This is a genomic window from Cellulomonas sp. GbtcB1 (assembly GCF_019091725.1).
In the GTDB taxonomy this organism is placed as follows: domain Bacteria; phylum Actinomycetota; class Actinomycetes; order Actinomycetales; family Cellulomonadaceae; genus Cellulomonas.
In genome coordinates, this window is the sequence record NZ_JAGXJG010000376.1 from 1 (window position 1) to 251 (window position 251).

Annotated in this window: 1 protein-coding gene; it reads right to left on the reverse strand. The window is 79.3% G+C overall.

Annotation, left to right across the window (positions count from 1 at the left end):
- Window positions 1–238 (reverse strand): hypothetical protein (locus KVT14_RS20760; protein WP_217617332.1); only part of this gene is annotated, 238 nt, incomplete at its 3' end.
- Window positions 239–251 lie beyond the last annotated feature (13 nt).

Genomic DNA, 251 nt, shown 5'->3' on the forward strand with positions numbered 1-251 from the left:
GGAGCACGCAGTAGGCCCCCCGGTCGCCGGCGGCCCACTGGGCGGGGCGCACGAAGTCCGCGTCCGCCCACGACCCCGCCGGCAGCGCGGACGAACCGACCAGGCGCTCGGCCACCGCGGCGCACCGGACGAGCAGCGCGGTGTACGCGGCGTCCGGCACGGTCACGACGGCGCGGAGCGGCTCCGCCATCGAGAGCTGCTCCAGGGCCTCCGTCGCGTGCCCCGAGGCGCAGTCCACGCCGCCCGCGTCC